Below are 23,473 nucleotides of genomic sequence, written 5' to 3'. Positions count from 1 at the left end.
AAGGATGTATGCGTTTTCATTCTGCGTAATAGCGGAATAAATTCTCAAATTACTTTATAAATGGAGCAAAAAAAGTACTGGCAAAACCTGGGCGAACTAAACAACACGGAAGGATACCAAAAACTGGTAAAAGACGAGTTTCAGGAAGACCTGCCCGTTTTAGATAATTCTAAAGGGCTGTTGGATGCAAAGACTCCCCGCAGAGACTTTCTGAAATATGTAGGTTTCAGCACAGCGGCCGCGGCAGTAGCTGCAGGTTGTGAAATGCCGGTTAGAAAAAGTATTCCCTATCTCAGCAAGCCCGAAAATCTTACCCCTGGTGTAGCACAATACTATGCTACCACTTATGTGTCTGAAGGTGATGTTGTTCCTATTGTGGCTAAAGTAAGAGACGGACGCCCTATTAAAGTGGAAGGGAATGCGCTTTCTGTGTTGAATAATAAAGGTGAAGGTACTTCAGCCCGTGTTCAGGCTTCTGTGCTTGATTTATATGATATGGCACGCCTGCGCTGGCCTGCCGAGGTGGTGAATAAGGAATTAAAAGAACTACAGTTTTCTCCTGCACTCGATAAAAAAATTATGGAAGGAATAAGCGGAACAGTAGTGCTGCTTACTTCAACCATCAATTCTCCTTCTACCAAACAGGTTATCAGCGAATTTTTAGCGAAATACCCGGGCGGTCGCCATGTACAATACGACGCTGTTTCCTACAGCGGTATGTTACTGGCCAATGAAGCTACTTACGGGAAAAAAGCTTTACCCGCCTACCAGTTTGATAAGGCAAAAGTTATTGTAAGTCTTGATGCTGATTTCCTCGGTACCTGGTTAAGCAGCGAAGAGTTCGCAAGCCAGTATGCTGCCGGTCGCAGGATAAACCAGAAAAACCCTGAAATGAGCAAGCATATCCAGTTTGAAGGTGTGCTCAGCTTAACAGGTGCAAATGCGGATGATCGTTTTGTTGTTCGCCCTTCTGAAATAGGAGCGGTGGCATTGAACCTGCTGGCTAAATTAGGCGGCGGTGTAAGCGCTCCGGCTATTGCGGATGATAAAGTGAAGAAAGGTATAGACATCACTGCTTCATTACTCTCCTCCAACAAAGGTGCGGCGTTGGTGGTTTGCGGAAGCAATGATCCTAATGTACAGATTGTTGTAAACGCTATAAACGAATTAGTTGGGGCTAACGGAACAACCATTAACTGGGCAACCCCGGTGTTAACACGCCAGGGTATTGACAGTGAGATGGACCAGTTGGTAAAAGATATGAATGCAGGAAGCATTGGAACACTGCTTGTTTACGAAGCTAATCCTGCTTACAACTATCCGAATGCGGAAGCATTTAAAACCGGTTTACAGAAAGTGAAATTATCAGTTTCGTTTAACGACAGGGCTGATGAAACATCCTCACTTTGTAAATATATTATTCCACATCCTCACTTTTTAGAAAGCTGGGGCGATGCGGAAGCACGCACAGGTTTTTTCAGCCTGATGCAGCCTACTATTGAACATATCTTCCAGACAAGACCATTCCAGACTTCTTTATTAAAATGGAGTGGTAATGCTGCTGACTACGAAGATTATTTTAAGAAATACTGGATTGGCAAACTCGGCAGCCAGTATGCTTTTGATAAAGCATTGCAGGATGGTGTGGTAGAACCTGAAACAGTGGCTGTAGCCGGCTCCGCCTTTAACAACGCTGGTGTAGCAGATGCGGCTTCAAAAGTATCTGCCATAAAAGGCGGTGCTAATGTTGAGTTGGTTTTATACCAGAAAGTTTCTTTGGGCTCAGGGCAAAATGCCAATAACCCCTGGTTACAGGAAATGCCTGACCCTATCAGCCGCGCTACATGGGATAACTATGTAATGATATCCTATGCTATGGCTAAAGAACTTGGTATAGCGCTGGATGATCATTATGAAGTAGAAACCAAAAAGCCGGTTATTGAATTTACTATAGGTGGTAAACCTGTAAAGCTGCCGATACTGGCAATAGCAGGTATGCATCCTAAAGTAATTGCATTAGCTGTGGGTTATGGAAGAGAAGAAGGTGTTGGTAAGGCCGGTGCAAACATTGGCTATAATGCCTACCCATTGGTTGAAGCCAAAGGCGCAACCCGTCAATATTATTTAACTGACGTAAGCGGTTACAAAAAAACAGGCGATACTTATAATATTGCCTATACACAAACGCACAACCAGTATGAAGGTCGTGTGGAAGCGGTGAAAGAATATTCACTTGCCGATTTCAGGAAAAATCCTGACGCGGTACTGCATTACCGTGAAGAACTGGCCGAAGACTTTGCGAAAAAGACGCACAACTTCCGCGATGAAGCTACGCTTTACCCGGTATATGAGTCTCCCGGCGCACACTGGGGAATGAGCATTGATCTTAATGCCTGCACAGGTTGCGGGGCTTGTACTATTGCATGTACTGCAGAAAACAACGTTCCTGTTGTAGGCAGAAGTGAGGTAATGCGCGGGCATGAAATGCACTGGCTGCGTATTGACCGGTATTATGCAACATACAGGGATGATTCAGAAGGGGATAACCTGAACGTGGTTTTCATGCCGATGCTTTGCCAGCATTGCGATAATGCGCCCTGCGAAAACGTATGCCCTGTATCTGCAACCAACCACAGTACAGAAGGTTTGAACCAGATGGCGTATAACCGTTGTATTGGTACACGTTATTGCGCTAATAACTGTCCTTTCAAAGTTCGTCGCTTTAACTGGGCTGATTATACCGGCGCGGATAGCTTCCCTGATAACCAGGAATTTGGTATTGTAGGCGGACTGGATGCAGCAGTATTACAGATGAACGATGATCTTACCAGGATGGTATTGAACCCTGATGTAACGGTTCGTTCCCGTGGTGTGATCGAAAAGTGTTCATTCTGCGTTCAGCGCTTGCAGGATGCTAAGCTGAAAGCTAAAAAATCACACGATCCTTCATTAATAAGAGATGTGAAAACAGCTTGTATGCAGGCATGTTCAACAGGCGCCATTGTATTTGGCAATGTTAACGATAAAGAAAGCCAGGTATACAAACTGCGTAACCAGGAACAAAACCAGCGCACTTACTATGCACTTGAACAGATACATGTGTTACCTAACATCAGCTATCTTGCTAAAATCAGGAATACTGACAGACCGGTAGGTGTAAAAGAAGAAGTGCATGAGGGAACTGAGCAGAAAGAAGCAGTACACGAAGCTGCACATTAAGAACAGAGATAGAATTAAAGATCAGAATTATCAACCATAATACGCGTCCGACAGGATTGCAAGAAAATTAAGTAGTCAATGAGTTTGATCAAATACGAATCTTTCGTCAGGGAACCACTGGTAGATGGAGAAAAAACCTACAATCAGGTAACGGAAGATATTGTGTATACTATCGAAGCCAAACCTACCCGCTTATGGTATATTGGTTTTTATATTTCGATAGCGCTTTTGTTATTTGGTGTTTATTCTTTGTATAGGGATGTTACCTATGGTATCGGTCAGTGGAACCTTGGTAAAACCATCGGCTGGGGTTGGGATATCACCAACTTTGTATGGTGGGTTGGTATTGGTCACGCCGGTACACTTATTTCTGCTATCTTATTATTATTCCGCCAGGGCTGGAGAACCGGTGTAAACCGCGCCGCTGAGGCGATGACGATTTTCGCGGTAATTTGTGCCGGTCAGTTCCCTATATGGCACATGGGTAGGGTTTGGATGGCTTTCTTTGTAATGCCTTATCCCAACACACGTGGTCCTTTATGGCCTAACTTTAACTCACCGTTGTTGTGGGACGTGTTCGCGATATCAACATACTTTACCGTATCATTGCTTTTCTGGTATTCCGGTTTGCTACCAGACCTTGCAACCGTTCGCGACCGCGCTAAAACAAAACTTCGTAAATTATTATACGGTATCGCTTCTTTTGGATGGAGCGGTTCTACCAAACACTGGCAAAGGCATGAAAGCCTTTCACTGGTACTCGCCGGTTTAAGTACGCCGCTGGTATTGTCAGTGCACACGATCGTATCTTTCGACTTTGCCACTTCAGTAGTACCAGGATGGCACACTACCATCTTCCCGCCTTACTTCGTTGCGGGTGCGGTATTCTCCGGTTTCGCGATGGTACAAACGCTGATGCTGATCACGCGCCGTGTAATGAATCTGCAGGATTATATCACGCTTGGCCACATAGAGGCTATGAACAAGGTAATTGTGCTGACCGGTTCAATAGTGGGTTGTGCCTATCTTACTGAGTTATTCATTGCATGGTATGGTGCAAACCCATACGAGTATGATATCTTCTTTAAATACCGTATTGCAGGTGCTTATGGCTGGAGCTACTGGCTCATGATGACCTGTAACGTAATTTCTCCGCAGTTGTTCTGGTTCAAAAAATTAAGAAGGAATATAGGGTTTACATTCTTTATGAGTATAGTGGTGAACGTGGGTATGTGGTTTGAGCGTTTTGTGATCATTGTATCTTCTCTTTACCGCGATTATCTTCCTTCTTCATGGTCGCTGTACTACCGCCCGACAATATTTGAAATAGGATTTTATTTAGGAACATTTGGTTTATTCTTCACCTGTTATTTCCTTTTCTCTAAATATTTCCCTGTGATAGCCATAGCGGAAATCAAGAGTATATTGAAAACCTCCGGTGAAAGTTATAAAGAGAAAATGGCTGATCTTGAGAACCTGAGTGTTGAAGAGTTTTATGCTAAAACACATGATCATCATTAACGATGATGTGCGCGCAGTAAAGTTGATAGTAAAGTATAGTAATAATATTGAATTAACTCACCTTAATAACAAAAAGGTTTAAGGTTATGGATATAAGAAAATTTGTAGTTGGAAGTTTTGATGATGAAGCGGTGTTGTTTCCGGCTGTGAAAAAAGTACGTAAGGCTGGATACAAAATTCACGATGTGTATACACCATTCCCTGTTCATGGTTTGGATGGTGCATTGGGTTTGAGAGATACTAGTCTGCATACAGCCGGTTTTGTATATGGTCTTACCGGGTTAACAACAGCCCTGTCTTTTATCAGTTGGATACTTACCCGCGACTGGATACAGAACTATGGTGGTAAGCCACATTTTTCTTTGCCGGCGTGGATACCCATCATGTTTGAGCTTACAGTATTGTTCTCTGCTGTTGGCATGGTGCTTACTTTTTGCTATTTGTGCCAGTTGGCGCCATTTGTAAAAAAGCATGTTTTTCACCCAAGAGCTACTGATGATCTTTTTGTGATGGTAATTGAATGCACTTCAAAAACAAACGTAAAGGAAACAGAAGATTTCCTGGCGGCTGCCGGAGCTAAAGAAGTAAATGTTCAGATAGCAGAAGCCGGTTGGTGGCTTGGGCGTTATGATCAGGACAGACATTTATTTGATAATAAATCTGAAACGGTTACGGCTTAATTAGAAAGACAAACTTATTAACGGGATGAAAAAATTATCAGTTATATCATGCTTCGCTTTTTTGATGATTGTTACAGTTGTAAGCTGTGATAGCAATAAAGAGCCTGGTAAAACCTATATGCCGGATATGGCGTATAGCCGCGCGTATGAAACTTATTCTGAAAATGACATCTTTCCTGATAAGCAAACCAATCGTACGCCGGTAGAAGGAACAATTACCAGAGATCAGCTTTTGCCATTCTCTATAGCAAAAGATGAAGGAAGTGATACAACCAATCATGGTAAAGCAAGGTTTATAAAAAATCCATTGCCTCCGTTAGATTCAGCTCAGAAAAAAGAAGCGGAAAGGTTATACCTCATTTACTGCGGTATTTGCCATGGGGCTAAGCTTGATGGTAATGGTCCTCTTTGGAAAGGCGGGGAAGGTCCTTATCCTGCTGCGCCTAAGGATTTAACAGATCCTGTTATAGGAAACCAGGGAGATGGACAGATATACTATACTATAGTGTATGGGAAAAACAAAATGGGCAGTTATGCATCGCAGTTGAATGATAAGCAGCGCTGGATGGTAGTGCATTATATAAAAGACAAATTGGGTAAATCTGCCACTGCTGCACCTGCAGCTGCTGACAGCACAGCAAAAAAATAAACTTATTCGCATTAACAAAACAAATTGATTGAGGAATGATTAAGCAACAGTTTGAGATTCCGGCCGGATATAAGAAATGGACATATGGTCTTTTGGCGGTGGGCATAGTTGCGTTTATCGCAGGATTTATTTTTCTCGGCATGAGTAAAAATGAGCATGACCAAACCCGTTTTTGGGCGGTATTGCTGCAAAACAGTGTTTACTTTCTGTTAGTTTGTAATGCGGCCATGTTTTTTATATGTGCTATTACCTTAGCACATGGAGGATGGTCTGTTGCTTTTAGAAGAGTACCCGAGGCTATATCTGCTGTAGTACCTGTATTTGCTATTCTCGCTTTCCTCGTTTTTCTCGGTTTGATATTGGGGCACAGGCATGATATTTATCATTGGGTAGATAAAGAAGCTGTAGCTCATGATAAAATCCTTACCTGGAAAAAAGGGTTTCTTAATCCAACTTTCTTTTTCATCTGGACAATAATCACACTTTGCGTTTGGACATTTACCGGCATGAAGATGCGGAAACTGTCAAGAAAAGCTGATGAAGGACCAATGAGTGCGGAAGATGCTAAAAGATATACCTGGAATAATACCGTATGGGCTGCTATTTTTGTAGTGTTCTTTGCCCTGACTGTGGGATCTACCATACCCTGGTTATGGTTAATGAGCCTGGATGCTCACTGGTATTCTACCATGTATAGCTGGTACACTTTTGCCAGCACTTTTGTGGCAGGTATTGCTTTGATCGCTTTATTTATTATTTTCTTAAAAAATCACGGTTATTTAGAATATACCACCCGCGAACAATTGCATGATGTTGGAAAGTTCATATTTGCATTCTCCATTTTCTGGACATATTTGTGGTTTTCGCAATTTATGTTGATCTGGTATGCAAATATTCCTGAAGAAACTATCTATTTTAAAATCAGATTCCAGGGACCTTACCGCGGATTTTTCTTCCTCAATTTTATCATAAACTTTTGTGCACCTATCCTGATTTTGATGACAAAAGGATCCAAGAGGAATTATGCTGTTATGACCTTTATGTCAGTAGCTGTTATTCTTGGTCACTGGCTGGATTTTTACCAGATGGTTATGCCAAGCACAGTGGGAGAAAATCATAATCTTGGCTGGTTTGAGTGGGGAATCTTAGCTTTGTATATAGGAATGATAATGTTCTTTACCGGAAGGGCGCTTACAAAAGCTCCGCTGGTAGCAAAATATCATCCGTATTTAAAAGAGAGTATAATACATCATACATAAGACGAGCATTAAAATAAGCAAGCAATTATTAAAGTATAATATTTAATAAAATGACCTGGACCGAGTATTTTGTTGTAATAATATTAGTACTGATTTTCATTGTGATTTTCCAGATCGCAAAGGCAAGTGAGTATGTTTCTGTACTTAAAGGTGAAAAGAAAACCTTTGAACAAAATAACCGTATCAACGCGTTTTTAATGCTGGTTTTTTTGGTGGTTGGTTTAGCGGCCGCGTGGTGGTGCAATAAACTGCTTTATAAAAAAACACTGCTTTGGCTGCCTTCAGCTTCAGAACACGGAGAGAAGATTGATACCATGATGTGGATTACGCTTGCCATTACAGGTATCGTATTTGTTTTAACCCAGATATTACTTTTCTGGTTTGCATATAAATACCAGGCTAATGAGAAGAGGAAAGCGCATTATTACCCGCATAACAACAAACTGGAGTTATTGTGGACTGCTGTTCCGGCAATCGCGTTAACCGTGCTGGTATCTTTCGGTTTGTATTACTGGTATAAAATTACCGGTGAAGCACCTAAGGAAGCTATGGAAGTAGAAGTAACTGGACACCAGTTTGGCTGGGAATATCGCTACCCGGGTAAAGATGGAGTATTGGGAAGGCAGCATTTTAAATTAACAGATGCAGCTAAAGGAAATCCCCTTGGACAGGATTGGAAAGATGTGGCGAATCATGATGATCTGCATCCTTCTGAATTACATCTTGTAGTGGATAAACCTGTTAAGCTGATCATCCGCTCACAGGATGTTATACATGATGTTGGTCTGGCTCACTTCCGGTTAAAAATGGACGCTGTTCCGGGTACGCCTACTACCATGTGGTTTACGCCAAAGTATACTACCGCCAAGATGAAGGAAATGACCGGCAATGAGAATTTTGTATATGAAATATCCTGCGACCAGATGTGTGGTTCAGGACACTATTCAATGAAAGGAACTATAATTGTTGAAACCCAGGAAGAGTTTGATAAATGGATAAGCGCTCAAAAGCCACAGTATGTTACAGCACATCCGGATGGTGCCCCGGCTGTGGCAGCCACTACGGCTCCTCCCGTTTCTGATTCAGTAAAAGCAGCAACGAATGCTGAGCCCAAAGCCGAACATTGATTTGATTAATACGACCCCTTTGAGTCACAAAATAATGTGTAATGAGTAACGAAATAGCAGTACAACACGGCGTAATACCTCACGAAGTACATGAACATCATGATGGACACCATCATCATGAAACTTTTATTACAAAGTATGTTTTCAGCCAGGATCATAAAATGATCGCTAAACAGTTTTTGATCACTGGTATTATATGGGCTATTGTAGGCGGGTTGATGTCGGTGTTATTCCGTATCCAGTTAGGATATCCTGATGCCACACTTCCCTGGCTCGAAGATATTTTTGGTCATTGGGCTAAAGATGGCAAGATTCAACCGGAATTCTATTATGCATTGGGCACAATGCACGGAACCATCCTGGTGTTTTTCGTGCTTACTGCAGGGTTGAGCGGTACATTCGCTAACCTGCTGATACCTTACCAGGTTGGCGCAAGGGATATGGCTTCTCCGTTCATGAACATGCTTTCATATTGGTTCTTCGTATTGGCCAGTATCATTATCATGGCTTCTTTGTTTGTACAAACAGGTCCTGCTTCTGGTGGATGGACAGTATACCCTCCATTGAGCGCTTTGGGTGATGCATCACAGGGGTCTAAAATAGGTATGGATCTTTGGCTGATCAGTATGGCTATGTTTGTGGTATCGCAGTTACTGGGTGGTTTGAACTATGTGTCTACTATTCTTAATATGCGCACCAAGGGCATGACAATGACAAGATTGCCCCTGACCATCTGGGCTATATTGTTTACCGCTATACTTGGTATTCTTTCTTTCCCTGTATTATTCTCCGGCTTTATTCTGCTTTTGTTCGACAGACATCTTGGTACCAGCTTCTATCTTTCTGATATAGTGCTTGGTGGAAATATATTACCTAACGAAGGCGGTAGCCCGATTCTTTACCAGCACTTGTTCTGGTTCCTCGGTCACCCCGAAGTATATATCATTATTCTTCCAACCATGGGATTGGTGTCGGAAGTAATGTCAATCAATGCGCGAAAGCCGATATTCGGTTATATGGCGATGATCGCTTCAATGTTCGCTATCGCGTTGCTGGCATTCCTTGTATGGGCGCATCACATGTTTGTAACGGGATTAAATCCGTTCCTGGGTTCGGTATTCGTATTGCTTACATTGCTCATTGCCGTTCCTTCAGCTATTAAGGTATTCAACTGGATCACTACGCTGTGGCGTGGTAATATCAGGTTTACGCCGGGCATGTTGTTTTGTGTAGGTTTTGTGAGCATGTTTATATCCGGTGGTTTAACCGGTATCTTCCTCGGAAACTCAACACTTGACCTGCACCTGCATGATACATATTTCGTAATTGCGCACTTTCATATAGTAATGGGTGTATCTGCGTTCATGGGTATGTTTGCCGGTATTTACCACTGGTTCCCCAAAATGTATGGCAGGTATATGAACAATACTATGGGATATATCCATTTTTGGGTAACAATGGTTTGTGCATATGTGATTTTCTGGCCCATGCACTACGAAGGTTTTGCAGGGATGCCACGTCGTTATTATGATTATTCAGGATGGGAATCATTCAAACACTTTGTTGAGTTAAACAGGGTTATAAGCTTTGCGGCAATATTATCGTTCCTCGTACAGTTGATGTTTGTATTTAACTTCTTCTATTCCATTTTTAAAGGAAGAAAAGTTACTACACAAAATCCATGGGGAGCCAACACATTGGAATGGACAACACCGATCAGACCCGGACACGGTAACTGGCCTGGTGAAATACCTGAAGTACATCGCTGGGCATATGACTACGGTAAAGACGGTAAAGATTTTATTCCGCAGACGGAGCCGGTAGGGAAAGATGAATCAACACATTAATGATCGGGCTGATAATATCAGCCTGCTAAATAGAGTTTTTTGAAGGTAATGGAATCACAGGACAGGCTACAACGTTCAGCATCTTTTGTAGTGGTTGATAAACTCAAGGACTACATGCTGCTGATAAAGTTTACCCTGAGTTTTACAGTGGTATTCTCCAGTGTGCTGAGTTATTTGATGGCGCCGAATATTACTTTCAATTTACTGTCAGTTCTTTTATTACTGATTGGAGGAATGCTGATCACAGGTTCTGCCAATGCCATTAACCAGATAGCGGAAAAGGATACTGATGCACTGATGAAGCGTACCGCCAAACGGCCTGTGGCAAATGGAAAGATGAGTGTAAATGAAGCCTCGGCTTTTGCCGCTGTTGCCGGCATTGCGGGCACATTGATCATTGGCTATTGGTTTAACTGGACTGCTGCTGTATTGGGTATTGTAAGCCTGGTTATTTATGGGTTTATTTATACACCTCTGAAAAAAATCAGCTCGGTATCGGTTCTTGTGGGTGCTGTGCCTGGTGCATTACCCTGCCTGATTGGCTGGGTAGCCGGAACAGATGAATTAAGCGCTGGCGGCTGGGTGCTGTTTGGTATCCAGTTTCTATGGCAATTCCCTCATTTCTGGGCTATTGCCTGGGTAGCGCATAATGATTACAGCAGGGCAGGGTTTAAACTGATGCCTTCTACCGCCGGACCAACCAAATATTCAGCCATTCAGGCGGTGATCTATTCATTGCTGATGATACCGGTAGGTGTGTTGCCATGGTTATTGAATATGAGCGGACAGGTAAGCTTAATAATAGTATTACTCGCCAATCTTTTTATGGTATGGCAAAGTATACGTTTATATAGAGAGATGACGGTGCAGGCGGCAAGAAGGGTAATGTTCAGTTCTTATATTTATTTGCCGGTAGTGCTTTTGAGCCTGCTGGCGGATAAGGTGGCGGGGGTATAATTTGAAAATAACGTAATTTGAAAATTTGAAAATAGGGAGAAGGAATGCGGGCATATGAAAATGTGGAAATGAATTTGAAAATAAGGTGATTTGAAGATTTGAAAACGAGTGAAGGAATGTGAGTAATTGAAAATCTCAAATCAGAAATCAGAAATACCAATGGGTGATGTAATGACTGTGGAGCAAAAAAAAATTCATCCGTACAAGTTTAACCTGTGGTTGGGTTTGGCGGGTATAATAATGATGTTTGCAGGTTTGACAAGCGCTTATATTGTAAAGCGCAGTCAGCCGGGGTGGGAAAGTTTTACATTACCACGCATATTTCTATACTCTACCATTGTGATGCTGGTAAGCAGTGTTACCATCCAGGTGGCATTAAAAGCTTTCAGGGAAAGGGAGATGGCGAGATACAGGTTGTTCTTTGGTATTACTGCTATATTAGGCATTGTGTTTATGATTATGCAGATCAACGGGTTCTATCAATTCCAGGCAAATGGAATGAAAATGATAGGTATCGGATCTAATCCTGCGTATTCGTTTATTTTAGCGATAGCAGGGGTGCATGTCTTACACGTACTGGGGGGACTGATTGCGATGCTTGTTATAGTGAGCAGGGTATATGGTAAGAAAAAGAGAAATTACGATAGTGTGCCCATTGAGATTATGACGACGTACTGGCATTTCGTAGACCTGTTGTGGGTATACCTGTTTGTATTTTTCAGCTTATTGCATTAATATAATTGGTTATTTTTTAATAAAAATTCAACTGCATGTCAACACACGTACCGGCCGGATATAAATGGTGGACGGGAGGAAAAAGCCCTTATAATGTAAGTTATGGAAAGCTCATGATGTGGATTTTCCTGTTGAGTGACACTTTTACTTTCGGGGCATTACTGATTTCTTATGGCACCATACGTGTAAGCCAGAACTATTGGCCTGATCCTAACCATGTATTCAACGCATTTCCTTTAATGGGACATGCAAACCTGCCGCTTGCATTTGTGAGCTTAATGACTTTTATATTGATCATGAGCTCTGTTACAATGGTATTGGCAGTGCATGAAGGGCATAAAAGAAACCGTGCAGGCGTTGAAAAATGGTTGCTGTGGACTATACTCGGTGGTTCTTTATTCTTAAGCTGCCAGGCATGGGAGTGGACACACATGATCACCGGAAGCCACGCAGTATTGGTAGATGGACAAATCAAAGAAATAGGGGCAACCATAACACAAAACCCTTACGGACCTGCTGTACCCGGATTAATGCATGACGGACACGCGGTTACAACACCGGGACCTGTTGGATTTGGGGGTTTCTTCTTTGGAATAACAGGTTTTCACGGGTTTCACGTTTTTAGCGGGGTATGCCTGCTGGTATTAGCCTTTGTATGGACCAAGATGGGACGGTTTGATAATCTGGGTCATTATGAAATGATTGAAAAAATCGGTTTGTACTGGCACTTTGTGGACTTGGTTTGGGTATTTGTATTCCTTTGTTTTTATCTTATTTAATCAGGCATTAATAAAAAATTATTTCGGATATGTCATCACATGAACATCATACGGAACACGGAGTAGCTTCACCTGAAATTACTTTTGCTCACGAGCCGGCGCCTAATACCAAAAGAATATGGAAGACCTTCTGGATATTGCTGGTGCTTACCATAGCAGAACTAGCGCTTGGATTATCGCATTATGCGTTTCACCTTGAAGGATTTTTATTGCTTTTTGTGAAAGGAGCAATGATCATATTATCATTGTGTAAAGCCGTTTATATCGTTTCCATATTCATGCACCTGGGCGATGAAATAAGGAATATGCGTCTTACCGTATTGGTGCCGCTGCTATTATTCATCTGGTTTATTCTTGCGTTTTTATGGGATGGTGTAGCATGGAGAAATTTACGCAACAGGTACGATAAACCGGCTACTGAACAGCAGGCTGTACCGCACGATCAGCATAAACCCAAAGCGGATTAATACATAGATATTTCAAAATAGAAAAATCCATCACCTTAAAGTGATGGATTTTGTATTTAAAGAACAGCAGGTTGCTTCAAAAACTGCCATTACAGCCGGCTAATATCTGGGCTGTTTAAGCAGTATAGATTACAGGTATTGTTACTTATCTATTACCGGAATTGCAGGTATGAGTATTCTGTAAGCATCATCACCCGATACGAATGTGATGTGTTCCCCAAAAGCAAAGGGTGATGCCCTTAGATTTAAAACATCCCCCTTTGTTGAATGCACTATTATTATTTATTTACCTCCCGGATCAAGAATCCTGTCAATTCTGTCTGCTACATCCTGCAGGTGATATTGAGTCATTTTATCATTAATTAAAGGATAAGCCGCTTTTATTTCGGTACGAAGCGAACGCAGGTTTGCCTTCAGCACAGATATGATGTCACTTTTTTTAGTATCCGTCATTGCCGCAGGAGCACCAATGCTAAAGAATATACCACCAACTGAAGGCGTTGACGCCGGATTAACGATCTGCCCAATTCTTTCAACATACGATTTCTGAAGGTTACGCCTGTATATCTCTATAGGTTTCCTGGATCTGAGCTCACTCCATATGCCACCTCTCAGGTCATCAAGCATATCTGCAGCTTTGTAGGCATTGTCATTCAGCTCAGCCTCCATGCTTAGTAATTTATTGATGGTGGTAGTACTGATCAGCCTGCCCAAAACAGCCTCCTGCCTTGCACTTATTACAGATATGCCGGTATTGCCAATCCTGTTCAATATATTGTTGTTAATAAGCCAGCCTGGTGTTGCAAATAATTGTTTGTTCAAAAACAGCATCGCTTCTTTCTGAATGGCTTTAGGCACATACTCATATACTGTACCCTGCTGCTCAACTGTTTTAGGCGTTTCATATATGCCACCGATATTCTTTACCACATGTCCCATATATCTTCCAAACTGCGTGGTTACTTCACTATACATATCAGAAAGGTTCTCATAATCCTTATCAGGCTCTTTGGTCCATTCCATTAAATTGGGCACAATACGCTGCAGGTTTTTTATACCATAAGCGCCTGCTTTCATAGCATTATCCCCAAGGTCTTCATTTTGCGAACGGGGATCATCCATGCTGCTTTCCGTACCAAACCAATACCTTCTGTCTTTTGCTTTTTCAATGGTCATTTTATTGAGAACAGGAACTTCTGCTTCAGGGGTAGTTGCCTCCGGAAACCAGCGGTAACCCCATTCAATAGCCCATTTGTCATAATCGCCGATTCTTGGAAACAATCCTTTTTCCGAAATATTATCTTCCGGCTGAGCTACATAATTAAAACGCGCATAATCCATTATAGATGGCGTATGACCATTGGCTTCAACCCATGCCTTATCCCTGAGCTTTTCAACAGGTACACTTGAACTTGAGCCGAAATTGTGACGCAGGCCAAGCGTATGTCCAACTTCATGCGAGGAAACAAACCTGATTAACTGTCCCATCAGCTCGTCATCAAATTCCATCTTCCTGGCTTTGGGGTCTACAGGTGCACATTGAATAAAATACCAGTTACGTAAAAGGTTCATCACATTATGATACCAGTTGATATGGCTCTCCAGTATTTCTCCTGAACGGGGATCGTGTATATTAGGTCCGCTGGCATTGGGTATAACCGATGGTTTATATACAATTGCAGAAAATCTTGCATCTTCCAGGCTCCAGGTCGAATCCTCTTCAGGCGTTGGAGCTACTTTGGCAACAATCGCATTTTTAAACCCTGCTTTTTCAAATGCATCCTGCCAGTCGTTTACGCCCTGTATAAGATAGGGCACCCATTTTTGGGGCGTTGCAGGGTCTATATAATATACAATTTGTTTTTTAGGCTCTACCAGTTCGCCCCGTTTGTATTTTTCTATATCCTCATCTTTCGGCTCCAGTTTCCATCGTACTATTATTGAAATATCTTTCACGCCCTGGGGGTTAGCGTCAAAATCGGTATATCTTCTCGCGAAATATCCTACCCGCGGGTCAAAAAATCTTTGCTGTGCAGGTGTTTTGGGCAATAGTACCATCGAGCTGTTCAGCTCAAGCGTATATAAAACATTTTGCACGCCTCCGCTTCCGGCAGATGGCACTCCCATCGTCATGCCACCACCTTTGCTATAGGTTTTTACTGTTTTGATTTCAATATTTACAGGGTAGCTTCTTACATTCAGAATATAGGATTTATCAGATTGATAACCGCCGACCTGGAAAGCACTTTTGGCGTTGGATGCAAAAAAAAGCACATCATTATCACCGGATATAAAGTCGGTAAAATCAATAACAGTTCCGTTTGAATCAGATTTAGCCACCTTTATGTCGAAGGAAGCTACAATAGGCAGCACATTAGAGTTGGTAACCGCTTTAAACATCGGCTTGGATGAATCTTTAGAAATTTCATCAAATGAAACCTTTTTAAGAAACAGCTTATTATTGGGTCCCTTATCAAAACGTATTACATTACTTCCTATCATATCTCCTGCGTAGCCAAAGAAAAAATTGCGCATGCCTGCTGCCGCCTTTGAAATACGGTTAACTACAAGAATTTCCCTCCCTAAAAGTGAATCAGGTATTTCAAAAAAGTATTTATCATCAACCTTATGTACGATAAATAAACCGGAATCAGCTTTTGCTTTATCGGTAATTACATCTTTAAAAGGCTTAGGCCCGGGTTTAACCGGGGCCGGTAAAGCCGGAAGCGCTTTCGGTGGTGATACCGCTGTGGTATCCTTTTTTTTATTTTGGGCAAAAGAAGGTATGGAGAGGATAAGGCTTACGAAAGAAATCAAAAGTGTTGTACGCATGAAAAAAGCATTTGGTATTTGCAGCGAAAATACTGATAAGATAAAAATCACCATCTGTTTATAGAAAACCGTTAACTAATTTATATTGCAGGCCCGGCGCAGTATAGCGGAAATTAAAATTTGGCAACTTTTTAAAAACAAAATTCAATTGTGATGTTTACTATGAGAAATTTACTATATTGCTTCCCCAACGAATAATTTCTATGATTATTTCAAAGTTTTAATTTTTTTTTTTTTAGAATTGTAAAATCAAAACCACACTTAAAAACCGAAATTCATTAATTCAAAAATCAAGATTTATGGCTGAAACAAAACCGACCGCGACCGCTTCATCTGTGAAGGCGACCACTTCTGTACAACCAAAGTCAAGCAGCAACGCGATATCATGGCTTGCTCCTGTAATTTGCATTATTGCGGGTTATTTATTCTGGAGATTTATTCTCGGGGCTGATTCAGGCTTTTCAAAACCAGATCCGGCAGGTGGCTTTTGGCCAAGCCATAAAGGACCTTTGGGAGCATGGCATCGTATGTATGAAGGTGGAATTATCGTTCCTATCCTGATAGGAATGTTCCTTATGGTAATTGTATTCTCTATTGAAAGATTTCTTACTATATCAAAAGCAACAGGTAAAGGGTCTATCTCCGAATTTGTAAGAAAAGTTCAATATCATTTAGCAAACAAAAATGTTGAAGCCGCTTTAGCTGAATGCGATAAACAACAAGGTTCTGTAGGTAATGTAATGAAAGCAGGCCTCCGCAAATACAAAGAGTTGATTCCGGATGCTGAATTAACTACCGAACAAAAAGTTGTGGCTATTCAAAAAGAAGTAGAAGAAGCTACTGCGCTTGAACTACCAATGCTCCAGAAAAACCTGGTATTCTTATCAACCATCACTTCAGTTGGTACCCTGATAGCCTTGTTGGGTACGGTAATGGGTATGATCCGTTCATTCGGTTCTTTGGGTGATTCTGGTGGCGCGGGTGCAGCTACAGAACTTGCGATTGGTATCTCTGAAGCATTGTATAATACGGCAGTAGGTATCGCTACCTCAGCGTTTGCATTGATTATGTATAACGTATTTACTACAAAAATCGACAGCATTACTTACGGAATTGACGAATCAGGATTTACACTCACCCAAAGTTTCGCTTCCCAGTATAAATAACCTGGGAAAGTTTATGGAAATCAGGTAAATCTGAATCTATTAAAGTCAATTAAAAACAGTATACATGCCTAAAGTAAAAATAGCCCGGAAAAGTACATGGGTAGATATGACAGCCTTTGTGGATGTGTCATTTCTGATCCTTACCTTTTTCATCCTGGCTACAAAGTTTAAACCAGATGAGCCGGTGGAAGTAAAATTCCCCAACTCCGTTTCTGCGGATAAAGTACCGGAAACAGATGCTTTCCTGGTTACCATAGATAAGGAAGGCAGGGTATTCGTGCAGTTGGATGATCCCAAGAAGCGTAAAGCTATCGCTGATAATCTCAATTCCACCCGTAGCCTTGGCTTAAGCCCGGAAAACATTAAAGCTTTTACCAACGCCCCCAGTGTCGGCGTTCCGTTTTCAGGTTTAAAAGGGCTTTTATCTTTATCTTCCGAACAACAGAAAAACGTAAAGCAACCTGGTATACCGGTGCCTGATTCCACAGGCGGTGAGTTATATTACTGGGTAAGAGACGCAATGTCTGTTTATGCAGGGTCAAAAGTTACCTGGCTTATTAAAGCAGATAACGAAACAAAATACCCTGTAATCAGAAATGTGCTGGAAGCATTCAAAAGAAATGATATTAATAAATTTCAGCTGGTAACAAAATTCCAGGATGCGCCTGTGGGTTCTCCGCTATGGAATACAAGACAGACGCAGCAGCAGGCAAAGTAATATTAATTTTATAACAGATTAAAAAACAAGTCTTATGGCATCAATTGATGAAGGCGGTGGCGGTGGTGGCCATAAAAAAGGCCCCGGCGTCAAAAAAGCAAAAAAGCTTTCTACAAGGGTGGATATGACACCGATGGTGGATTTAGGCTTTCTTTTAATTACGTTCTTTATTTTCTCTACTACTATGGCTCAGCCAACGGCTATGAAATTGCTCATGCCGAAGGATACTGATAAGCAGGAAGAGCAAACCAAAGTAAAGGCTTCCGGAGCTTTAACCATTATGTTGGGCAAAGCCGATGGAATATATTATTATGAAGGTGATGATCCTACTAAAATACAGGCTACAGATTACAAAAAAATCAGGGATGTAGTTATTAATAAGAAGAAAACTACAAAGCCGGAAGATTTTGTGGTAGTAATTAAGCCGAATGATGAGGCTAATTACGCAAATGTTGTAGCCGTATTGGATGAAATGTCTATCAACGAAGTAAAAAAATACGCCATGGTACCCATTTCACCGGTAGAAAATGAAATTTTAGTGGCTACCGAAAAGGCAAATGGTATTCAATAATCAGTAATTTGTGGAATAACCGCATATTCCGCATCTTAGATTAAATTAAAAAAATAATATGGAAGTAAGCAAAATACTCAACTCCAATATTCTTGACATCATATTTGATGGCAGGAATAAAACATATGGAGCGTATGAGCTGCGCACGCAGTACAATAAGCGCCTGACCAGGGCCCTGATCATTACTGCTTCCGTAGCGGTCCTCATTATGCTTGCTTCTTTTTTGAGCTCTAAATTTGAAGGCTCAAATAAGAAAGCTGACATAGTGGTAAAAGACCTGGAACTGGTTGATGTTCAGCAGCCTGAGGAAAAAGTGGAACCACCACCTCCCCCTCCTCCAAAACCACCAGATCCTCCCAAAATCGAAATGGCTAAATTTACTCCTCCTAAAGTTGTAAAGGATGAAGAGGTTAAGCCTGAAGAGGAAATGAAGGAAGTTGAAAAACTGGAAGATACCAAAATTGGTTTAACCAACCAGGAAGGGCAGAAAGACCTCGGTATTGTTGCTCCCCCGGTTGAAGATAAGGGTGGCGTTGTTGCTGCCCCCAAGGTAGAAGACGAGGATAAGGTTTTCCAGAAAGTGGAAATTGAAGCTCAGTTTCCTGGTGGAGAAAGGGCATGGACAAAATATATTTCCCGTGAAATAGAGCGTTATATTGATGAACTGCAGGAAGCTGGTAAAGCAGGTACCTGCCTGGTTCAGTTTATTGTGGATAAAGAAGGAAATATCAGTGAAGTGGAAGCACTTACCATGAAAGGAACCAAGCTGGCTGAAATTTGCGTTAATGCGATTAAAAAGGGTCCTAAATGGACTCCTGCAGAACAGAACGGACGTAAAGTAAAAGCATATCGTAAACAACCGGTTACGTTCCAGATACAGGAAGAGTAGTTGTGATACAACAATATAAATTGATAAATCCCTCTCAAAATAGAGAGGGATTTTTATTTGTGTTGCTGATAATGAAAGATGATTTTACGGGCACTCTCACTTCAGGATTTGTAAGTATATTGTAATATTTTATTGGTTTTTTGTTTTAAGATATTTCAGGATTGATATGGAAAACATTCATACTGCCATCTTATTTATAAATATTTTTTATGGCAGATATCAATACAACTCCTGCGAGCAAATCAACAACAACAAATCAACGCCATAGTACAAGGGTTGATATGACACCGATGGTTGATCTTGGGTTTTTACTGATCACATTCTTTATTTTCACTTCAGTAGTAGCAAAGCCTGCCGCATTAAAGTTTTTGTTGCCTGCAGAAGGCTCACCAACGCCCGTGCCGAAAACCAAAACAATCACCATTTTACCGGATGATAATAACAGCATTATTTGCTATGAAGGCATTGCAAACGAGCAGCCTGTTATACATCATTTTAAAACCAGTGATAATGGACTTAGGAATTTTATTATGGACAAGCGCAAAAGGATGAGTAACGCCGGCATTTCTCCCGACTCCCTTATTGTAGTAATAAAACCCGGCGACGGAAGTGACTATGGGCAATTGATGAATGTGTTGGATGAAATGGCTATATGCGAGGTTAAACGCCATGCCCTGGCTTCCCGTGATGTGTATGATAAAGAATTGCTCATCGCAGGACATTGACAGAGTTGTATTTTTGCCGGATGTCAGCACAATTACAGGAATGGGATGATACGATTGTAGCGATAGCAACAGCGCCGGGAATAGGAGCTATAGCCGTAATAAGGTTAAGCGGCAAGAACAGCATAGCCATCGTGAACCGGCTTTTTACTTCAAAAAACCTGGAAGAACAGCCTACGCATACGCTGCATGTAGGTTTATTGAAAGCCGGTGTTGAAATTATTGATGAAGTAGTGGTAGCGCTTTATAAATCGCCAAGATCGTATACCGGCGAGGATATAGTGGAGATAAGCTGTCACGGCTCTCCTTTTATTCAGCAGCAGATCATAGATGCCTGCATACAAGAAGGCGCAAGACTGGCAAAGCCCGGCGAATTTACCCAGCGTGCTTTTTTAAATGGTAAAATGGACCTTACGCAGGCAGAAGCGGTTGCTGATATTATTGCTTCACAATCGCAGGCTTCAAAACAAACAGCTTTAAAACAACTGAGAGGAGGTTTTTCAAACGACCTTTCCGGGCTCAGGAACCGGCTTATTGAGTTTGCTGCATTGATTGAGCTTGAGCTGGATTTTTCGCAGGAAGATGTGGCTTTTGCAGACCGGGATCAATTTTTGTTTTTAATTAATGAGCTCAGCACAGTTACTGACAAATTAATAGGCTCCTTCCGGCTGGGAAATGTGATTAAAAACGGCGTGAGTGTAGCAATTATTGGTAAACCCAATGCCGGTAAATCAACTTTGCTGAATGCATTATTAAATGAGGAAAGAGCAATAGTAAGTGATATAGCTGGCACAACCCGCGATACAATAGAAGAATCGCTTAATATTAATGGTGTTATTTTCAGGATAATTGATACCGCGGGAATCCGCGAACATTCAGGCGATACCATCGAAAATCTTGGAATAGAACGAAGCCGGAGTAATGCAGGAAAAGCAAGTATTATTATTCATCTTATTGATCTCACTGATAATGGATCATCGGATTTTGAATGGCTGAAACAATTCAATGCCAAAACAATAAAAGTGTATAATAAGGTTGATGCGGGCGGTTCAGCATCAGCGAATGAGAATGATATTTTTATAGCTGCAAAATCCGGTATTGGAGTTGAGCAATTGAAAAATGTATTATATAAGCATGCAATAGGAGAAGAAATTAATATTGAAAATACTATTATAACCAATGCCCGCCATTACAGCGCATTACTTAAAGTAAAAGAAGCTTTAAGTGATATTAAAGTCGGGCTGTTGAATAACATCAGTGGAGATTTACTTGCCCCGGATATCAAAAGATGCCTGAATTATCTTGGCATTATAACAGGTGAAATAGAAACAGACCGTGATATACTCGGAACTATATTCGGAAAATTTTGTATAGGGAAGTAAGCACAAATATTTGTATGGATTTATACAATACATATTACCCTGATTTGTCGGATGAGCAGACAGAAGTTTATCTCCTTTATAGTCCTTTCATCTTAACTTGATTTTCAAAGCAGTAATATTCATTGAAAGAAACAATAGTTTTTGGAGTATAGGGGTATATCGCTTCAATACGGATACTGAATCTTACCAGGTATATAATGTGCATCGGATGGATTACAAACCAAAGATTTCCAATTCGGCGCATACTTTCAGGCACATGGAAGGAGAATTGATTGAAAAATATTACTGCATTCTTAAAAATGCACAAACGCCAACCTCTGGTTACTATACGGAATCAACTTTTTTCCCCTTATTCATTTTTCTTTTATGGCGTTTATAAAAAGAAAAGTGCAGGATCACTAAAGCCGATATTATTTGGTAATGTCCGGTCCAGGTGGAACATGATAAAATCCTTTAAAATTCCTGTTAGCAGTTTGTTAGCCACAGATTGTCAAACTGGCAATTATGTTTTCCCACAAATGATTTGTTGTGCCCAGTGTAGGCCAGTTTATCCTCCTGACTGCATTATCCCTCAATGGATAATGCAGCATTACTTTTATATATTTACAAGAAGAGATTATTTTATGAAACAATCCTCGTGGAATAAACATTATGATGCATTGACAAAAACAGCGCCATTACCTGCCGCCACACTTTCCTTTGCCCTGGAGCAGTTCAATAAGGAACACATTGATCCGGCGCAAAAAACGGCCATTGATCTCGGATTTGGCAGTGGTATTGACAGTATGGCTTTGCTAAATGACGGATGGAATTTAACAGCTATGGATAAGGATGCAACCGCTATCAAATATCTCAGGCAATTGGCTTTACCCCATTACGCAGCAAGATTAAAAATCATTCATAAATCTTTTGAGGAAATTGCACTTCACCCTGCCTTATTAATAAATGCTACATTTTCCCTTCCATTTTGCGTGCCTCAACACTTTCCAGCACTTTGGAAAAATATACGCCTTGCTTTACAGCCCGGAGGACGTTTTGCAGGACAATTTTTTGGAATGGAGGATTCATGGCGCGCCAGAGAAGACATGACATTTCATACACCAGCCTTGTTACAGGAATTATTTACCGGATTTTCTGTTGAACAAATGGAAGAAACGAAACGGGAAGGCAGAACTGTTGGCGGGGCTTTGAAGCATTGGCATGTTTTTCATATAGTAGCGCAGTACCGATAGAACAATAAACATATACAAAACATTTTCGGTCACAAGCGTATAGTACACACCTGCATATCCATAAAAATATGGCAACAGCACAACAAGTGGCAGAAATAAAAGCATTTCCCGCCCTCCTGCCAGCCATGCTGACCATTTAGCGTTACCGGTGGCTTGCAGGTACACCACACTCACCGAAGATACAGGAGCGATCAGCAGCACCATCAACACCATCCTGAAATGGAGTATGCCTGAAGCACCAGGCGCTATACCGGGAAGTAATAAGCCAAGGATATTTACCGGAAAAAGAAAAGAAGGTAACGCTATAAGCAGCATTAACCCGATACAACCGCTAAGAAACACGCCCGGGGCTTTGACACTGCGCCTGTATTGTTCCGCGCCATAATTGATCCCGATGATTGGTTGCAGGGCCTGAAGAAACCCAAAAACAGGGATGATTGAAAAGCTAAATAAGCGGTAGATAGCTGCAAAAAGCGTAACCTGTGCATCGGTACCGTACCGGACAACTGCTTTGAACAAAAATAGCTGCCGGATAAAACCGCTTAACTGCATTAACATTGCAGAGAGTCCTACAGCTAAAATATCTTTGAATATATTAGGCCTCTTGTATTAAACGATATGCACATATGTTAATAATTAAAAATAGAAAAGGTATAAGAGTTGATGAGCATATTGCATGTTATGGAAAAAGATACCACAAAACCTTTCCGGCAGTCAATTT

At 41.3% G+C, this 23,473-nt stretch carries 20 protein-coding genes; 18 read left to right on the top strand and 2 right to left on the bottom strand.

Annotated elements, in window-relative coordinates:
• Window positions 1–60 precede the first annotated feature (60 nt).
• The 11 genes from DC498_RS21865 (at window position 61) to DC498_RS21815 (ending at window position 13,240) form a co-directional block, all read left to right on the top strand.
• Window positions 61–3,219, top strand: coding sequence for a TAT-variant-translocated molybdopterin oxidoreductase (locus DC498_RS21865; RefSeq protein ID WP_116876292.1), 3,159 nt, complete (start codon window positions 61–63; stop codon window positions 3,217–3,219).
• Between the two features lie 78 nt (window positions 3,220–3,297).
• Window positions 3,298–4,740 (top strand): NrfD/PsrC family molybdoenzyme membrane anchor subunit, encoded by a 1,443-nt coding sequence (gene nrfD, locus DC498_RS21860; protein ID WP_116876291.1) that lies wholly within the window; start codon window positions 3,298–3,300, stop codon window positions 4,738–4,740.
• An 86-nt stretch (window positions 4,741–4,826) separates the two neighbouring features.
• Window positions 4,827–5,420 (top strand): DUF3341 domain-containing protein, encoded by a 594-nt coding sequence (locus DC498_RS21855; RefSeq protein ID WP_116876290.1) that lies wholly within the window; start codon window positions 4,827–4,829, stop codon window positions 5,418–5,420.
• Between the two features lie 25 nt (window positions 5,421–5,445).
• Complete coding sequence (locus tag DC498_RS21850) at window positions 5,446–6,069, top strand: c-type cytochrome (protein ID WP_116876289.1); 624 nt, start codon at window positions 5,446–5,448, stop codon at window positions 6,067–6,069.
• Window positions 6,070–6,104: 35 nt separating this feature from the next.
• Complete coding sequence (locus DC498_RS21845; protein ID WP_116876288.1) at window positions 6,105–7,328, top strand: quinol:cytochrome C oxidoreductase; 1,224 nt, start codon at window positions 6,105–6,107, stop codon at window positions 7,326–7,328.
• Between the two features lie 50 nt (window positions 7,329–7,378).
• Window positions 7,379–8,455, top strand: a complete 1,077-nt coding sequence (locus tag DC498_RS21840; protein ID WP_116876287.1) for a cytochrome c oxidase subunit II — start codon at window positions 7,379–7,381, stop codon at window positions 8,453–8,455.
• Window positions 8,456–8,496: 41 nt separating this feature from the next.
• Window positions 8,497–10,302, top strand: coding sequence for a cytochrome c oxidase subunit I (locus DC498_RS21835; protein WP_116876286.1), 1,806 nt, complete (start codon window positions 8,497–8,499; stop codon window positions 10,300–10,302).
• 48 nt (window positions 10,303–10,350) lie between these two features.
• A complete protein-coding gene (gene cyoE, locus DC498_RS21830; RefSeq protein WP_116876285.1) occupies window positions 10,351–11,259 on the top strand; it encodes a heme o synthase in 909 nt (302 codons plus the stop codon).
• A 159-nt stretch (window positions 11,260–11,418) separates the two neighbouring features.
• Complete coding sequence (locus DC498_RS21825; protein ID WP_116876284.1) at window positions 11,419–11,994, top strand: cytochrome c oxidase subunit 3; 576 nt, start codon at window positions 11,419–11,421, stop codon at window positions 11,992–11,994.
• 35 nt (window positions 11,995–12,029) lie between these two features.
• Window positions 12,030–12,773, top strand: a complete 744-nt coding sequence (locus DC498_RS21820) for a cytochrome c oxidase subunit 3 (protein ID WP_116876283.1) — start codon at window positions 12,030–12,032, stop codon at window positions 12,771–12,773.
• A 29-nt stretch (window positions 12,774–12,802) separates the two neighbouring features.
• Entirely contained in the window at window positions 12,803–13,240 is a 438-nt protein-coding gene (locus tag DC498_RS21815) for a cytochrome C oxidase subunit IV family protein (protein ID WP_116876282.1), read from the top strand.
• 282 nt (window positions 13,241–13,522) lie between these two features.
• Here the strand turns inward: DC498_RS21815 and DC498_RS21810 are convergent, their stop codons facing one another.
• The gene (locus DC498_RS21810; RefSeq protein WP_116876320.1) at window positions 13,523–16,072 is read right to left on the bottom strand and encodes a zinc-dependent metalloprotease; all 2,550 of its coding nucleotides are present in this window, start codon (window positions 16,070–16,072) and stop codon (window positions 13,523–13,525) included.
• 299 nt (window positions 16,073–16,371) lie between these two features.
• Between DC498_RS21810 and DC498_RS21805 the strand changes: the two genes are divergently transcribed.
• From DC498_RS21805 to DC498_RS21775, 7 genes are all read left to right on the top strand, one after another.
• Window positions 16,372–17,238 (top strand): MotA/TolQ/ExbB proton channel family protein, encoded by an 867-nt coding sequence (locus DC498_RS21805; RefSeq protein WP_116876281.1) that lies wholly within the window; start codon window positions 16,372–16,374, stop codon window positions 17,236–17,238.
• A 64-nt stretch (window positions 17,239–17,302) separates the two neighbouring features.
• Complete coding sequence (locus tag DC498_RS21800) at window positions 17,303–17,956, top strand: ExbD/TolR family protein (protein WP_116876280.1); 654 nt, start codon at window positions 17,303–17,305, stop codon at window positions 17,954–17,956.
• A 34-nt stretch (window positions 17,957–17,990) separates the two neighbouring features.
• A complete protein-coding gene (locus DC498_RS21795; RefSeq protein ID WP_116876279.1) occupies window positions 17,991–18,527 on the top strand; it encodes an ExbD/TolR family protein in 537 nt (178 codons plus the stop codon).
• Window positions 18,528–18,585: 58 nt separating this feature from the next.
• Window positions 18,586–19,416, top strand: a complete 831-nt coding sequence (locus DC498_RS21790) for an energy transducer TonB (protein WP_116876278.1) — start codon at window positions 18,586–18,588, stop codon at window positions 19,414–19,416.
• A gap of 209 nt (window positions 19,417–19,625) precedes the next feature.
• Window positions 19,626–20,141 (top strand): ExbD/TolR family protein, encoded by a 516-nt coding sequence (locus DC498_RS21785; protein WP_116876277.1) that lies wholly within the window; start codon window positions 19,626–19,628, stop codon window positions 20,139–20,141.
• Window positions 20,142–20,161: 20 nt separating this feature from the next.
• A complete protein-coding gene (mnmE, locus tag DC498_RS21780) occupies window positions 20,162–21,520 on the top strand; it encodes a tRNA uridine-5-carboxymethylaminomethyl(34) synthesis GTPase MnmE (protein WP_116876276.1) in 1,359 nt (452 codons plus the stop codon).
• Window positions 21,521–22,101: 581 nt separating this feature from the next.
• Window positions 22,102–22,752, top strand: coding sequence for a class I SAM-dependent methyltransferase (locus DC498_RS21775; protein ID WP_165813926.1), 651 nt, complete (start codon window positions 22,102–22,104; stop codon window positions 22,750–22,752).
• Here DC498_RS21775 and DC498_RS21770 read toward each other — a convergent pair.
• Window positions 22,639–23,304, bottom strand: coding sequence for an MATE family efflux transporter (locus tag DC498_RS21770; protein ID WP_255415856.1), 666 nt, complete (start codon window positions 23,302–23,304; stop codon window positions 22,639–22,641). The genes DC498_RS21775 and DC498_RS21770 overlap by 114 nt on opposite strands.
• Between the last annotated feature and the right edge of the window lie 169 nt (window positions 23,305–23,473).

Source organism: Terrimonas sp. (genome assembly GCF_003075435.1).
GTDB lineage: Bacteria > Bacteroidota > Bacteroidia > Chitinophagales > Chitinophagaceae > Agriterribacter.
This window is presented reverse-complemented; position numbering and strand designations above follow the sequence as displayed.

Bases quoted from the DNA above. Each gene is read 5' to 3' on its own strand.
- DC498_RS21865 (WP_116876292.1), top strand. From the start codon at position 61: ATGGAGCAAAAAAAGTACTGGCAAAACCTGGGCGAACTAAACAACACG.
- nrfD (WP_116876291.1), top strand. From the start codon at position 3,298: ATGAGTTTGATCAAATACGAATCTTTCGTCAGGGAACCACTGGTAGAT.
- DC498_RS21855 (WP_116876290.1), top strand. From the start codon at position 4,827: ATGGATATAAGAAAATTTGTAGTTGGAAGTTTTGATGATGAAGCGGTG.
- DC498_RS21850 (WP_116876289.1), top strand. From the start codon at position 5,446: ATGAAAAAATTATCAGTTATATCATGCTTCGCTTTTTTGATGATTGTT.
- DC498_RS21845 (WP_116876288.1), top strand. From the start codon at position 6,105: ATGATTAAGCAACAGTTTGAGATTCCGGCCGGATATAAGAAATGGACA.
- DC498_RS21840 (WP_116876287.1), top strand. From the start codon at position 7,379: ATGACCTGGACCGAGTATTTTGTTGTAATAATATTAGTACTGATTTTC.
- DC498_RS21835 (WP_116876286.1), top strand. From the start codon at position 8,497: ATGAGTAACGAAATAGCAGTACAACACGGCGTAATACCTCACGAAGTA.
- cyoE (WP_116876285.1), top strand. From the start codon at position 10,351: ATGGAATCACAGGACAGGCTACAACGTTCAGCATCTTTTGTAGTGGTT.
- DC498_RS21825 (WP_116876284.1), top strand. From the start codon at position 11,419: ATGGGTGATGTAATGACTGTGGAGCAAAAAAAAATTCATCCGTACAAG.
- DC498_RS21820 (WP_116876283.1), top strand. From the start codon at position 12,030: ATGTCAACACACGTACCGGCCGGATATAAATGGTGGACGGGAGGAAAA.
- DC498_RS21815 (WP_116876282.1), top strand. From the start codon at position 12,803: ATGTCATCACATGAACATCATACGGAACACGGAGTAGCTTCACCTGAA.
- DC498_RS21810 (WP_116876320.1), bottom strand. From the start codon at position 16,072: ATGCGTACAACACTTTTGATTTCTTTCGTAAGCCTTATCCTCTCCATA.
- DC498_RS21805 (WP_116876281.1), top strand. From the start codon at position 16,372: ATGGCTGAAACAAAACCGACCGCGACCGCTTCATCTGTGAAGGCGACC.
- DC498_RS21800 (WP_116876280.1), top strand. From the start codon at position 17,303: ATGCCTAAAGTAAAAATAGCCCGGAAAAGTACATGGGTAGATATGACA.
- DC498_RS21795 (WP_116876279.1), top strand. From the start codon at position 17,991: ATGGCATCAATTGATGAAGGCGGTGGCGGTGGTGGCCATAAAAAAGGC.
- DC498_RS21790 (WP_116876278.1), top strand. From the start codon at position 18,586: ATGGAAGTAAGCAAAATACTCAACTCCAATATTCTTGACATCATATTT.
- DC498_RS21785 (WP_116876277.1), top strand. From the start codon at position 19,626: ATGGCAGATATCAATACAACTCCTGCGAGCAAATCAACAACAACAAAT.
- mnmE (WP_116876276.1), top strand. From the start codon at position 20,162: ATGTCAGCACAATTACAGGAATGGGATGATACGATTGTAGCGATAGCA.
- DC498_RS21775 (WP_165813926.1), top strand. From the start codon at position 22,102: ATGCAGCATTACTTTTATATATTTACAAGAAGAGATTATTTTATGAAA.
- DC498_RS21770 (WP_255415856.1), bottom strand. From the start codon at position 23,304: ATGCAGTTAAGCGGTTTTATCCGGCAGCTATTTTTGTTCAAAGCAGTT.